Genomic DNA, 12607 nt, shown 5'->3' with positions numbered 1-12607 from the left:
TCCTGAAAATATTAGATTGCACTCTAACTCTAAAAGACATATAGATGTCAAATGAAATCTAATTGGAGGTCCACATGCGAGTGAGCCGTTTACAGGCAGAGGAAAACCGGGAACGGGTGATCAACGTCGCCAGCCGCTTGTTTCGAGAGCATGGTTTCGACGGGATTGGCCTGAAAGACCTGATGAAGGGTGCGGGGCTCACCCAGGGTGGATTCTACAAGCAGTTCGCATCCAAGGACGATCTTGCGGCGCTTGCATCACGGCGTGCTCTCGAGAGCGCCACGAGAAGGTGGTCTGATGCCGCAGCAGACACGTCGGATCCGCTGGAATCGATCATCACCTTCTACCTTTCCAAAGACCATAGTGGCGAGAAGGCAGAAGGATGCCCGCTCGTTGCTCTCGGCTCCGACGCTGCGCGTCAAACCGCCGAAGTTCGGCGCCCGTTTGAAGACGGTATCCGAGCACACTTCGAGGTGCTTGAAGAGCTTATCGGAGAGGGTGGCGATAAAGCTCGAAGCGAAAAGGCCATGGCAATATTGTCCATGATGGTCGGTGCGGTGACGCTGTCCAGGATCATTGGGGATGAAGCGCTTTCGACGAGTGTACTCGATGCGGCAGCGAGCGAGGTCCGGCGCATTGCTGGCCGCGATGGCGGCTAACGGATGGTTTTTGGATATTCGTCGCCGATAGCTGTCACAGCTCGGCCGTAGCCCCACGCTATCAGAAGAGAATAGCGCGAACCGCATGTCCCAAGTTCACGACCGGTCATTCGGTCGGGTGCCGAAGGCATGCCAAAATTTTGATCGTTAACAGGTGGAAATGCAAATGCGTCGTGTCGTTGTCACGGGAATGGGAGCCGTCAGCCCCCTTGGTGCAAATGTCGATATCTCCTGGTCCCGGCTTCTTGCTGGCAAAAGCGGGATCCGACGGCTGGGCGACGACATCGTCGGGGATTTGCCTTCAAAAATCGGAGGCGTGGTCCCTTCCCTGGCTGAAGATCCTGAAGGAGGATTTGATCCTGACAAGACCCTGCCCTCGAAGGATCAACGTAAGGTCGACCGCTTCATCATCTTTGCGCTGGCGGCGGCGGAAGAGGCTCTCGCACAGGCGAACTGGAAGCCAGCTTCCGAAGAAGAAAAACTGAGAACGGCGACAATCATCGCATCGGGCATCGGTGGCTTTCCCGCGATAACGGAGGCGGTGCGTACCGTCGACCAACGCGGCGTCCGCCGCCTCTCGCCCTTCACCATTCCATCCTTTCTCGTGAATCTCGCCGCCGGACAAGTCTCTATCCGGCATGGTTTCAGAGGCCCGCTGGGAGCGCCGGTGACGGCATGCGCCGCCGGCGTTCAGGCGATTGGCGATGCAGCGCGACTGATCAGGTCCAATGAAGCCGACATTGCGGTTTGTGGCGGAACCGAGGCCTGTATGAACATTGTCAGCCTTGGTGGTTTCGCAGCGGCAAGATCGCTATCGACAGGCTTTAACGAGACCCCGGCCAAGGCCTCACGTCCTTTCGACACCGCCCGCGACGGCTTCGTGATGGGTGAAGGCGCAGGCATCCTCGTCATTGAAGCGTTGAGCCACGCCCTTGCTCGTGGTGCGACGCCGATTGCCGAACTCGTCGGGTACGGCACGACAGCCGACGCCCACCACATTACCTCAGGCCCAGAGGACGGAAGCGGCGCGCGCAGGGCGATGGAGATTGCCATCGCCCAGGCGGGTATCGCCCCGCACGAAATCGGCCATCTGAACGCACATGCGACTTCGACCCCGGTTGGAGATCTCGGAGAGCTCAGAGCAATCAAGAGCCTGTTCGGCCAAAAGAAGTCGATCGCCGTCAGCGGGACGAAGTCGGCGACGGGACACCTGCTGGGGGCCGCCGGCGGCCTTGAGGCTATTTTTACGATCCTGGCGCTCCAGCACCAGATCGCGCCCCCGACCTTGAATCTCAGTTCACCAGACCTTGAGGCCAATGGCATCGACTTTGTCGCAAACGATGCCCGACCTCTCGATGTTGAGTATGCGATATCCAATGGCTTCGGCTTCGGTGGGGTCAATGCAAGTGCAGTGTTTCGACGCTGGCCGAAGAGAGGCAGTCGAACGCCATTGGCTGACTAGCCCCCGCGCGTGGTCACCTTTAAACAAAGTCTCCACCAGGACACTCCCACTATGCAACCAACGACTGTCGTTTCACCGCCCGGCATAACGCTCCTCAAGCCAAGGATTGCCGTCATCGGCGTCGGCGGTGGCGGCGGCAATGCTGTCAACAACATGATCATGCACGATCTCGAGGGCGCAGAGTTTGTCGTTGCGAACACCGACGCCCAGGCTTTGTCGATGTCAAAAGCCCCACGCCTTATCCAGCTTGGCCTGACCGTCACGGAAGGACTTGGTGCCGGATCACTGGCTGACATTGGACAGGCGGCAGCCGAAGAGTCGATTGATGAGATCATGGACCACCTCGACGGAATGCATATGTGTTTCGTGACGGCGGGCATGGGGGGAGGAACGGGAACAGGTGCCGCACCCGTCATCGCCCGTGCTGCGCGCAAGGCAGGCATACTGACGGTCGGCGTCGTCACCATGCCCTTCACATTCGAAGGTACTCAGCGAATGCGCAGACACGGTGATCGTCATCCCCAATCAGAATCTGTTCCGGGTTGCCGATGCGAAGACGACCTTCGCGGATGCATTCGAAATGGCAGATCATGTGCTGCATGCCGGGGTCAGTTCCGTCATCGATCTGATCGTCAAGGAAGGATTGATCAATCTCGACTTCGCCGATGTAAGGTCAGTCATGCGTGACATGGGCAGAGCGGTCATGGGCACGGGCGAGGCAACGGGAGACGCCCGCGCCCGACATGCCGCCGAGGCAGCGATTGCCAATCCGCTGTTCGATGAAGCGTCCGTCAGGGGAGCAAGAGGCCTTCTCGTCTCGATCTCCGGCGGACCGGACATGACCCTTTTTGATGTCGACGAAGCGGCAACACGTGTTCGCGAGGAGGTCGATGACGACGCCAATATCGTCGTCGGCGCGACATTCAATGATGCACTGACAGGGCGGTTAAGAGTTTCCGTTGTCGCAACCGGTTTGCGGCAACCGGCAGAGGTGATCTCTCTTTCAGAGAGAATGGCATAACGCTCGCTCAAACTGCCAGGCATGCAAATGCCGACTTATAAAGTTGATGGCGATGGAGATTTTAAATGTTGAAACGCTTTCGAGAAAAATGGCGATCGTGGGAAGATGTCGTCCTGGGTATCGACGATCCGCAGGGAGACTACCTCATCGCGCTGGAGAAACGGCTGGACCGGCTGGAGACCGAAGTGGCTGGCTTAAAGGCACAGCCCCATGAGGAGATAGTACGGGAAGACGGCGCCGAAAATAGAGGGTGATGGCTGTATCCTTGCAGTCAGGTGCCGGTGTCGGCTGCGCGCGGCCTAGGTCCAGCGCACGCTGTTGATAGCTCGCTAAGCATCCGGCAAAGGCTAAGAGTATTCTGTGCCCCGCCAACCTTTTTCACCAGTGTGTCTTCAAGTTTCCGAAGACGTTCAAATGCCACTACAAGCCGAGCGCTCCCGTTGTAGGTGAGCAGAAGCCTTCGTGCCCTGCGATCATCGACATCCACGGACATCGTCACCCAATTCTTTCTCACCAGGGGTTTTAGATTTGAAACGACGGTTGAGTGGTCAAGGCCAAGAAGTAGCGAAACTTCCGATATTCGAGGGGAACCTGCTTCACCAATCGCTGCAAGAAGAAATATCTGCTCTGCCGTTAGTCCTGTCGAGCGCAATGCATCGTTGATCTGGCGGGAGATGATGCGGTTTGTCCGCTGCACGGCAAAGCATAGGTCCCCGGCAAGTGGGTTTTCCACCATTTCAGCTTTTATCGATCCTTGATCGGAAACATGGGTTTTGAACACCTGCACGGGCTCCGGTCTCACGCTCGTAAGCGATATTTTAGATTGCGAATGAACTCTATATAATTTAGATTTCGAAACCAATCTATTTTTAAATTCTGAGAACCGGTTGCGAACCCCGGCCTTGGGAGCGGAGCAGAGCCTCGGAGAACTTTTTAGGATCAGCCATGGCCGATATGCCGGACAGCAAAAATTCTCACGTCTCAACAATTTCACAGAAGACACCATATGGAATTCTTCATGGAGCAATCACACCCGCGCTGTTCCGGCTGGCATTGCCCACGGTCGTCGTTCTCGTGGTCCAGACCTTTGTTGGGGTCGCGGAAACCTATTTCGTCAGTTTCCTTGGGACCGAGGCTTTAGCAGGTGTGACCCTCGTCTTTCCGGTCCTCATGCTGATGCAAATGATGTCGAATGGCGGAATTGGAGGCGGAGTTTCCTCAGCCGTGGCGCGAGCGCTGGGTGCCAACCGCCACGCTGATGCCGATGGGCTCGTCTGGCATTCGATTGTTCTGGCCACAGTATTCGGAGCCATTTTCTCAGTCGCTGCAATCCTCCTTGGACCTCTGCTCTACCGCTCAATGGGAGGGACGGGAGAAACCCTGAAGGCCGCCCTCATCTATTCAGGAATTGTGTTCGCAGGCTCCATTCCGATCTGGATCACGGCTTTGCTTTCGGCAGCCCTGCGGGGCGCTAGCAACGTGAACGTGCCTGCACTCGTCATCATCTCCGGCGCGTTCCTTCTCCTCGTCCTGTCGCCGCCGTTGATTTTCGGCTGGGGGCCCTTCCCGCAGCTCGGCGTGGCAGGCGGAGGCGCCGCGGTCTTCATTTATTATCTGATCGCGGCACTGGTGCTTGCCCTTTACCTGCGCTCGTCAAGCAGCCCGCTGAAGCTTAAAAGCGTTCCGCTGCAAGGTCGACTGTTCAAGGACATTCTGGGTGTCGGCCTGCCTTCCGCTGTCGGCACGATCCAGGTAAATCTGACGGTTACGTTCGTAACGGCAGCCGTTGGTCACTTCGGCGCAGACGCGATTGCGGGGTTCGGCATTGCATCGCGGCTTGATTATCTGCAAATCCCCATCATCTTCGGTCTTGGAACCGCTATCGTCACCATGGTCGGGATTAATATCGGAGCGGGCCAGATCGAACAAGCCCGCCGGGTCGCCTGGGTTGGCGCAGGTATTGCATTTGGCATCACGCAGACAATCGGCATTCTCGCCACTCTGTTCCCCATGATTTGGATGAGATTGTTCACGGCAGATCCGGATGTGCAGCAGCTAGGCTCGCAGTATCTGCAAATCGTCGCACCGGCCTATGGTGCGGTTGGATTGGGACTGGCACTTTATTTTGCAAGCCAGGGACTGAAGCGTGTTCTTCTCCCGGTTCTTGCCGGAACAGTCAGGATGATCCTGGCTGCTTTCGTCGGGTGGGCTTCGGTGATCTGGTTTGAGGCGAGTCTCAATTCCCTTTTCCAGATCGTGGCGGTGGCGGCCATCGCATACGGTGGATTAACGGCCGTCGCCGTGCTGCCGCGCCGCATTTTCCATCTTGGCAGGCAACAGGACGTTCAAACTGCCCGGTAGAGACGTCGAGTACCCAACCAGAAGATCGCCATCGCAAAGGCGTCAACGGGTTGGTTCTCACCGCTGGCTTCGAAAATCATATCAAGATAGACGGAATTTCACCGCTGATGAACTGTCGACAACACGTGTCACCCCAGTCAACAAGCTTGCCTGTACTGCTCCGCCTGCGACAGGCAAGCCGTTATGTAGTTGTAGTTCAGAAAGACGATCGCACGATTAGCTCGAAACTGTTCTGGAACGAGTTGCAGGCGCTTTTGGCAATGGGGATACCCAACGAATTCTGGCCATACGTTCGAACGGAGGTGCTCTCAATGATCCACCACAGCGACCTACCGCCTGGAACGGTTCTCTTTGCCAGAAAAAACAGGCGTGGCGACGTCCTAAGCGTCGTCTCGTGGCGCGCTAAAGGCATCGATACCGAGATTTACACGTCGATTGAACAGGCTTTGGCTGCCGTGAATGCCAAAGATGCCTCGAAGAGATCCTACGCTTAGACTTTGGCCAACGATATTGTCCGTCGAGATTGATGTGCTCCTATCCGAGCGGCGAGACACGGGCCAACAAATCTGGCAATAGCGCTTTGCCTCGCGGTGAGAGTTCGGCAGCCGCCTCGGCAGCGACCGGAATTCTTTGCACCAGGCGCAAAGCGAGTAGCGGCCTACATAGTGAATTTCGTCTGAGTATTTCCGTGGGCGACAGGCCGTGCAGCGGCCGAGACCGGCAATCTGACGGTTCACGCTTCATAGACCCGACACATCGCCGGTCCCCGCCGGCTCCCGACGGTCCTATCCTCCTGCAGCACAGACAGGAGAGAACGAAATGCGTGGAGCGGATATTTTGGTGGAAATGCTCATCGGTTACGGGGTCGACACGATTTTCGGCGTCCCGGGGGACACCAACGTTCCTCTCTACGAGGCCCTTCAGTTGCGTGAAGACAAGATTCGTCATGTCATGGCCCGCGATGAGCGTTCAGCCGGCTACATGGCTGACGCCTATGGGCGGTTCACCAATAGACCGGGGGTTTTCGAGTGCCCCTCAGGCGCGGGCGCGATGTATTCGCTGCCCCCGGTCGCCGAATCGAACGGCTCGTCCGTGCCAGTAATCCTTCTCACCATCGACATCCCGCTTCCCGGCGAAGGCCGCGGCGTTCTGACGGAACTCGACTGCGCTAAGCTCTTCGAGCCGGTGACGAAACTGTCCGTTCAGGTGAAATCGCCGGAAAAACTGCCGGAAATCATCCGCCGGGCTTTTCGTGTCGCATGCTCCGGCAAACCCGGCGCCGTGCATCTGCAAATTCCGGAGGACATGCTGCTTGCCGAAGTGGACCCGGGGCGGATCTCCCTTCATGTCGAAGAGGAATGCCGCACCTTCCCCGCTTACCCGACACTGCCGCCGCGCTCGAAGCTGGAGGACCTGCTCAAACTTCTGGCCAGGGCCGAGAGGCCGCTGATCGTGGCAGGCGGCGGGGTAAACCGCGCGCGTGCCGGCGACCGGATCACGCAGCTTGCCGAAAAATACAACGTGCCCATGTGCACGACAATGACCGGCCAGGGCGCCATTGACGACGACCACCGCCTCGCCATCGGCGTCATCGGCGACAACGGCTTTCATCCCCATGCGAACTGGGCGCTGGAGCATTCGGATTTCACGCTCTTCGTTGGCTCGCGCATCGGCTCGGTCGTCACCATCGGCTGGACCTTCCCGCGGATCACCCTCAATCGCCGTCTGGCGCAGATCGATATCTCCCCGGAAATCATGGCGAACAACTATGAGAATCTGCTGTCCATCCAGGGCGATGCCCTGTTGGTTCTGGAAGAACTCCTGACGCTGGACGCTGCAATAGAACCCGCCCGACACGAAGCGTGGATCGGCAGCCTCAATGATCGTCGAAAGGTTTTCTGGGAGCACGCCGAGGAAGCGCTTTCCGACGAGCGGGTTCCCTTGCGGCCGGAGAGGGCCGTACGTGCCTTCAATGAGGCGCTCCATGCCTCCTGCAAGCCGGCTTTGATCTACTCCGACGCCGGCACGCCGACGCCCTACATGACGCGCTTCCTTAAAATCAATGATCGTGAAACGCGTTTTGCCATTCCGCGCGCCTTCGGTGGACTTGGTTCGGCACTTCCCGCCACGGTCGGAGCCTGGCGGGCCGATCCATCCAAGAGGCCGATCGGTCTCTTTGGCGACGGATCGTTCGGCATGACGGTCGGCGAATTGGAAACGCTGGTGCGCTTGCAGGTACCGGCAATCCTTATCCTCTTCAACAACGGCACATTCGGCTGGATCAAGGGCCTCCACCGGCTCAAAGGTCACAATCAGTGCTTTGGCGTGGACTTTCTGGCGCCGCGCGGTCAGGCAATCGCGGAAGCCTATGGCCTCAAGGCATGGACAGCCAAGACAGGTTCGGAACTCGATGCCGCACTCGCAGCCGCCTTTACCCATGACGACGGACCGTGCTTCATTGACGTTCACGTCGAATCCATCGCAGACCGAGTGCCGCCGGTCTATTCCTGGCTATTGAAGCGGGGAGAAGATCCGCTTGAACTGACGCCCATAGAAAAGTCCTATTTTTGACTTAAGGGATGCGTCAGAGGCAGGAATTGCCGCCGGCGCGCGAATTCGGTAGCAAACCAGTCGCGGAAGATCCGCACATTGGCCGAGTTCATCCGCGCCTGCGGGAAACAGAGATAAAAGCCCTCGCCCGATGTCTGAAGCCTGCTTAGAGCGGGGTTCAAAATCCCCGCGGCCAGTTCGGTGCGCACATGGAATTCGGGAACGATTGCCAGTCCCATACCGTTGATGGCGCATTCAAGGATCATATCGAAGTTCGGCAGGCGCGGGCCATAAATGCGGCTCTTGTAGTGCACGCCTGCACCCCGCAGCCAATGCAGCCACAGGCTCGGGCGGCTGGAATTCTGGATCAGCGGATATTCCAGCAGCGCCTCGTCGTTCGGGAGACCTTGCAGCGGCATCAGCTTCGGCGCGCCAACTACAACCAATTCCTCGTCGAAGAGCAGCTGGCTGCGCGCTCCGCTCCAATTTCCGATGCCGCGCAGAAACGCCAGATCCAGCTCGGATGTCGCAAAATCGAGATCGTGACGGCAGGGATAAACCTCGAACCATGTCTGGGGATGCGCGGCTGCAAACGCGGTCAGCATCGACGCGCCCCAACGCCGCATCAGTGTCGGCGGAAAGCCGATCTTCAGCATGCTCTGTGCTTTTCGACCGCGGACGGCATCGATGGAGACATCTTCCAGCTTATCGAGAAGGCGCGAAATCTCATCATAATACCGCGTGCCCTCCTCCGTCAGGATCAGTTTAGGCCCGGCGCGCTCGAACAGGGTAAGACCCAGAAAATCTTCAAGGTTTTTTATTTGCCGGCTGATGCCGCTTTGGGTGATCCCCATGTCCTCGGCCGCCTTGGTAAAACTCAAGTGACGCACGGATGCATCGAATGCATGCAGGGCACTCAAGGATGGCAGAAAACGGCGCATGACGAAGCTCCTGTTGGGATCATGAATAAAAGTCATGAAGAACCCATTTTTCAATGCTTTTCTTTGGGAAAGTTTGAACGCAGTCTTTCCACAAAAGAAAGTGGGAACGACATGGACTACGGCGACAGCATTGACCGCAATCTGCTCAGCATCCTGGAGGAAAACGCACGCGTGCCTGCCAGTGAATTGGCCCGACGTGTCGGCCTCGCACGATCGAGTGTCCAGGAGCGCCTCGAGCGGCTGGAACGCCGCGGCGTCATTCTCGGCTATCGTGCGATCGTTGGTCGCCGCGAGATCGATCAGAGCGTTTCAGCCTATATCTTCATCACCACCGCCATGCGCGCCACGCAAAGGTTATTCGTGGTATTGCGCGGCTACCCGGAGATCTTGACAGCCGATGCGATCAGCGGCCCGGCAAACATCCTCTGCCGTGTGAACGTCAATTTTTTGGAAGATCTGGAAGCCCTGATCGAAGAGCTTGCCCGGATCGAGGAAATCGAGAGCGTGACCTATTCGGTCGTGCTTTCCAATAAAATCAATCGCGACAACGCATTGATCGCCCGCAAGGCGCAATAGGGAACGAATAATCAACTGGGGATATGGCCATGAACAGACGTGACTTCGGAAGAGTAATGCTGCTTGCAGGGGCTGCAACACTCCTCCCATCTTCCGCACTTCTCGCAGCAACCGAAGGCGCAACGCTCGAAGCGATCCGAGCCCGCGGTACGTTGCGGATCGGCGTGTTTGCAGGCACCGAGCCTTATTATCACAAGAACCTGGCGACCGGAGAGTGGGAAGGTTTCTGCGTCGCAATGGGCCGTGATCTGGCGCAACATATCGGCGTCAAACTGGAGTTGGTCGAGACGACCTGGGGCAATTCCGTGATCGATCTGCAAAGCAACAAGATCGACATCATGTTCGGGCTTAGCAACAATCCGGAGCGCGCCAAGGTTGTCGACTTCACCAAGGCGTTGATGGACAATACTTTCACCCTCGTTGCCCGCAAGGACCTGGAAGTGACGAAGTGGGAGGAGATGAACAGGCCGGAGATGCGGGTAGCCGTCGACCTCGGCTCGACACAGGACAATTTCGCCCGCAAGAACCTGCCGAACTGCACACTGGTCGCGCTCAAATCTGCGGATGAGACCATTCTGGCGCTTCAGTCGGGCCGCGCCGACGCCATCATTCAGGTCGCCCTGCTTGCTGTCGTGACGACGAAGAACCTTGCGCCGAATGTCAAGCTTATCATTCCTGAACCCCATGCAAGCCAGCCGACCACGATTGGTGTGCGCCGCGATCCGAATGGCGAGTTCCGCGATTATGTCGATACCTGGCTTGCGGAGCGCCGCGAGCAGGGCAAGATCTCGAACTGGATTGTCGAAAGCCTCGCACTCGTCGGGGTCGACAAGGCTGCATTGCCTGCAAATCTGACGTTCTGACAGGAACCCAATGTCCGCTTCCTCAGGTGCCTTGGGCATCATCATGCTGGATACGACGTTCGAGCGTCCACCTGGTGATGTCGGCCATGCCGGGTCATGGCGTTTTCCGGTCAAGTTTCGCAAAGTGCGCGGTGCGTCCGTTTCCCTCGTCGTCCGTGCAGGCGGCGAGGGTCTCGTTGAAGATTTCATCGCCGCCGGACGAGAGCTGATCTCGGAGGGCTGCAGCGCAATCATCACGTCTTGCGGCTTCATGGCGCGACATCAGCGGAAATTGGCCGAGGCGCTCGGCGTGCCGGTCGCCGCCTCCAGCCTGATGCAGCTGCCCATGGTGGAAATGACGCTTGGCGCCGGGCTGCGTCCCGGCGTGATAACCTATGATGCCGCCAGCCTGGGTGATGACGTGTTCGAAGCCTGTGGGGCCGATCCATCGGTGCCCGTGCGCGGCGTGCCCTCCGGCGGCGCTTTTCATGCGCTCATCGAGGGCTCCGCGGCATATGATCATGCGGCGCTGGAGGCCGAAGTGATCGATGTTGCCCGAAAGCTCATCGCCGAGCATCCCTCGGTCGGCGCAATCGTGCTGGAATGCACCAACATGCCGCCCTTTGCACAGGCGATCTCGGCAGCCCTCGGCCTTCCGGTCTTCGACATCCTGACGCTTGGCGAGTGGCTTTTTACATCAACCTCTCCCCGGATATTCCGCGGGGCCGAACAAAGCGCGCTGTGATGCAGTATCAATGGGACTTCTCCGGCCTTTGGCAGTACCGCGGCCTGTTTCTTCAAGGCTTGGGTTATACGGTCGGCTTTACTGTTCTGACCATCATCTCCGGCATCGTCGTCGGCACGGTCTTCGCTCTTGCCCGGCTCTCTGGGATGAAAGTCGTTACCGTTCCGATCATGACGATCGTGGAACTGTTCCGCTGTACACCTGTCCTCGTGCAACTGGTCTGGTGTTATTATGCCCTGCCCATGCTGGTCGGTATCCAGATTTCGCCAGCGATGGCGGCCTTCATCACGCTAACCATGTACGGCGCCGCGTTTTATGCCGAGATCATCAGGGGCGGCATCGTCTCGATCGATACGGGACAATGGGATGCGGGCCGCGCGATCGGCATGCGGCGAGGCCAGTTGATGGCCAAGATCATCCTGCCGCAGGCCTTGCGCCGCATGGTGCCGCCGCTGGTGAACCAGTCCGTCCTGCAGCTCAAGAACACCTCGCTTCTCTCCGTGCTCGCGGTGCCCGACCTGCTCTATCAAGGTCAACTGGTGACATCCGCCACCTACCGGCCACTCGAAACATACACCCTGATTGCAGCCATCTATCTGGCCGTCCTGTTTCCCATGACACGCCTGGCGCATTGGCTGGAGGGCCGCAGGACATGAATAACGAGATCCAGACGATGGCCGGCACGGAACCGATGATCGAGGTCGTGGGCTTGAAGAAGTCCTTCGGACCGCTGGAGGTCCTGAAAGATATCAATCTTTCCGTGCCACGCGGTCATGTCGTGGCGATGATCGGGCCGAGCGGTTCGGGAAAATCCACCCTGTTGCGCAGCCTCAATCTGCTGTCATTGCCCGATGCGGGCTGCATCACCATCGGCGGAAGGCGGATGGACTTTTCCTCGGGCCACGTCGCCATGCACGACCGGGATCTGGCAACCTTCCGCGCCAATACGGGAATGGTGTTTCAAAACTTCAATCTGTTCCCGCACATGAGCGTCATCGACAATGTGATGATCGGGCCGGTGAGCGTGTTGAAACAGGACAGCAATTCTGCGCGGACACTCGCGATGGAGCTGCTCTCCAAAGTCGGGCTGGTCGAGAAAGCCGATGCACGCCCGGAGCAGCTTTCCGGCGGACAGAAGCAGCGCGTGGCGATTGCCCGGGCACTGGCCATGAAACCGGAGGTCATGCTGTTCGATGAGGCCACCTCGGCACTCGATCCGGCACTGGTGGGTGAGGTTCTGGCGGTCATCCGCCAGCTCGCCGAGCAGGGTATGACGATGATCCTCGTCACCCATGAGATGGCTTTTGCCCGCGATGTCGCCGACACCGTCATCTTCATGCAGGACGGCTTCGTCATCGAGTCGGGCGATGCGCGCCAGGTCATCAACGAACCCCGCGAGACGAAAACGCGGGAATTCCTCAGCCATTTCCATGGCGGACTTTCCTGAGAG

Annotated in this window: 12 protein-coding genes and 1 pseudogene; 11 read left to right on the top strand and 2 right to left on the bottom strand. The window is 58.2% G+C overall.

Annotated features, from left to right (window positions below; translation table 11 throughout):
- Positions 1 to 74: 74 nt before the first annotated feature.
- From O9X91_RS16845 to O9X91_RS16830, 4 genes and pseudogenes are all read left to right on the top strand, one after another.
- A complete protein-coding gene (locus O9X91_RS16845) occupies positions 75 to 659 on the top strand; it encodes a TetR/AcrR family transcriptional regulator (protein ID WP_142913339.1) in 585 nt (194 codons plus the stop codon).
- A 166-nt stretch (positions 660 to 825) separates the two neighbouring features.
- Positions 826 to 2121: a beta-ketoacyl-ACP synthase II gene (gene fabF, locus O9X91_RS16840; RefSeq protein WP_142913338.1), complete on the top strand. Its 1296-nt coding sequence runs from the start codon at positions 826 to 828 to the stop codon at positions 2119 to 2121.
- 51 nt (positions 2122 to 2172) lie between these two features.
- Positions 2173 to 3142 (top strand): annotated as a pseudogene (ftsZ, locus tag O9X91_RS16835) (cell division protein FtsZ).
- Positions 3143 to 3207: 65 nt separating this feature from the next.
- On the top strand, positions 3208 to 3396 hold the full coding sequence (locus O9X91_RS16830; RefSeq protein ID WP_142913336.1) for a hypothetical protein: 189 nt from the start codon (positions 3208 to 3210) through the stop codon (positions 3394 to 3396).
- A gap of 17 nt (positions 3397 to 3413) precedes the next feature.
- Here the strand turns inward: O9X91_RS16830 and O9X91_RS16825 are convergent, their stop codons facing one another.
- Positions 3414 to 3929, bottom strand: coding sequence for a MarR family winged helix-turn-helix transcriptional regulator (locus tag O9X91_RS16825; RefSeq protein ID WP_269833092.1), 516 nt, complete (start codon positions 3927 to 3929; stop codon positions 3414 to 3416).
- A 158-nt stretch (positions 3930 to 4087) separates the two neighbouring features.
- On the opposite strand from O9X91_RS16825, the gene O9X91_RS16820 reads away from it, so the two are divergent.
- The gene (locus tag O9X91_RS16820; protein ID WP_269833321.1) at positions 4088 to 5503 is read left to right on the top strand and encodes an MATE family efflux transporter; all 1416 of its coding nucleotides are present in this window, start codon (positions 4088 to 4090) and stop codon (positions 5501 to 5503) included.
- An 819-nt stretch (positions 5504 to 6322) separates the two neighbouring features.
- Complete coding sequence (locus O9X91_RS16815) at positions 6323 to 8074, top strand: thiamine pyrophosphate-binding protein (RefSeq protein WP_269833322.1); 1752 nt, start codon at positions 6323 to 6325, stop codon at positions 8072 to 8074.
- On the opposite strand, the gene O9X91_RS16810 is transcribed toward O9X91_RS16815, so the two are convergent.
- Positions 8065 to 8994, bottom strand: a complete 930-nt coding sequence (locus O9X91_RS16810) for a LysR substrate-binding domain-containing protein (RefSeq protein WP_269833323.1) — start codon at positions 8992 to 8994, stop codon at positions 8065 to 8067. The genes O9X91_RS16815 and O9X91_RS16810 overlap by 10 nt on opposite strands.
- A gap of 111 nt (positions 8995 to 9105) precedes the next feature.
- Here O9X91_RS16810 and O9X91_RS16805 point away from each other — a divergent pair, with 111 nt between their 5' ends.
- Genes O9X91_RS16805 through O9X91_RS16785 form a run of 5 tightly spaced genes read left to right on the top strand, consistent with a single transcriptional unit; the run spans position 9106 to position 12604 of the window.
- Positions 9106 to 9570 carry an Lrp/AsnC family transcriptional regulator gene (locus O9X91_RS16805; RefSeq protein ID WP_077984673.1) on the top strand — a complete coding sequence of 155 codons (465 nt, stop codon included), beginning with the start codon at positions 9106 to 9108 and terminating at the stop codon, positions 9568 to 9570.
- A 29-nt stretch (positions 9571 to 9599) separates the two neighbouring features.
- The gene (locus tag O9X91_RS16800; protein ID WP_269833324.1) at positions 9600 to 10433 is read left to right on the top strand and encodes a transporter substrate-binding domain-containing protein; all 834 of its coding nucleotides are present in this window, start codon (positions 9600 to 9602) and stop codon (positions 10431 to 10433) included.
- Positions 10434 to 10443: 10 nt separating this feature from the next.
- Complete coding sequence (locus O9X91_RS16795; protein WP_077984672.1) at positions 10444 to 11157, top strand: aspartate/glutamate racemase family protein; 714 nt, start codon at positions 10444 to 10446, stop codon at positions 11155 to 11157.
- Entirely contained in the window at positions 11157 to 11813 is a 657-nt protein-coding gene (locus O9X91_RS16790) for an amino acid ABC transporter permease (RefSeq protein ID WP_077984671.1), read from the top strand. The genes O9X91_RS16795 and O9X91_RS16790 overlap by 1 nt, the downstream gene beginning before the upstream one ends.
- Entirely contained in the window at positions 11810 to 12604 is a 795-nt protein-coding gene (locus O9X91_RS16785; protein ID WP_269827138.1) for an amino acid ABC transporter ATP-binding protein, read from the top strand. Before O9X91_RS16790 ends, O9X91_RS16785 begins: the two co-directional genes overlap by 4 nt.
- The last annotated feature ends 3 nt before the right edge of the window (positions 12605 to 12607 follow it).

Origin of the sequence: Agrobacterium salinitolerans, assembly GCF_027498475.1 — a bacterium.
Lineage (GTDB): Bacteria > Pseudomonadota > Alphaproteobacteria > Rhizobiales > Rhizobiaceae > Agrobacterium > Agrobacterium salinitolerans.
The sequence above is the reverse complement of the archived record's forward strand: the minus strand, read 5'-3'. Positions and strand labels throughout refer to the sequence as shown.

Excerpts from the sequence above, each read along its gene's own strand:
- O9X91_RS16845 (WP_142913339.1), top strand. The coding sequence starts at position 75 with ATGCGAGTGAGCCGTTTACAGGCAGAGGAAAACCGGGAACGGGTGATC.
- fabF (WP_142913338.1), top strand. The coding sequence starts at position 826 with ATGCGTCGTGTCGTTGTCACGGGAATGGGAGCCGTCAGCCCCCTTGGT.
- O9X91_RS16830 (WP_142913336.1), top strand. The coding sequence starts at position 3,208 with ATGTTGAAACGCTTTCGAGAAAAATGGCGATCGTGGGAAGATGTCGTC.
- O9X91_RS16820 (WP_269833321.1), top strand. The coding sequence starts at position 4,088 with ATGGCCGATATGCCGGACAGCAAAAATTCTCACGTCTCAACAATTTCA.
- O9X91_RS16815 (WP_269833322.1), top strand. The coding sequence starts at position 6,323 with ATGCGTGGAGCGGATATTTTGGTGGAAATGCTCATCGGTTACGGGGTC.
- O9X91_RS16810 (WP_269833323.1), bottom strand. The coding sequence starts at position 8,994 with ATGCGCCGTTTTCTGCCATCCTTGAGTGCCCTGCATGCATTCGATGCA.
- O9X91_RS16805 (WP_077984673.1), top strand. The coding sequence starts at position 9,106 with ATGGACTACGGCGACAGCATTGACCGCAATCTGCTCAGCATCCTGGAG.
- O9X91_RS16800 (WP_269833324.1), top strand. The coding sequence starts at position 9,600 with ATGAACAGACGTGACTTCGGAAGAGTAATGCTGCTTGCAGGGGCTGCA.
- O9X91_RS16795 (WP_077984672.1), top strand. The coding sequence starts at position 10,444 with ATGTCCGCTTCCTCAGGTGCCTTGGGCATCATCATGCTGGATACGACG.
- O9X91_RS16790 (WP_077984671.1), top strand. The coding sequence starts at position 11,157 with ATGCAGTATCAATGGGACTTCTCCGGCCTTTGGCAGTACCGCGGCCTG.
- O9X91_RS16785 (WP_269827138.1), top strand. The coding sequence starts at position 11,810 with ATGAATAACGAGATCCAGACGATGGCCGGCACGGAACCGATGATCGAG.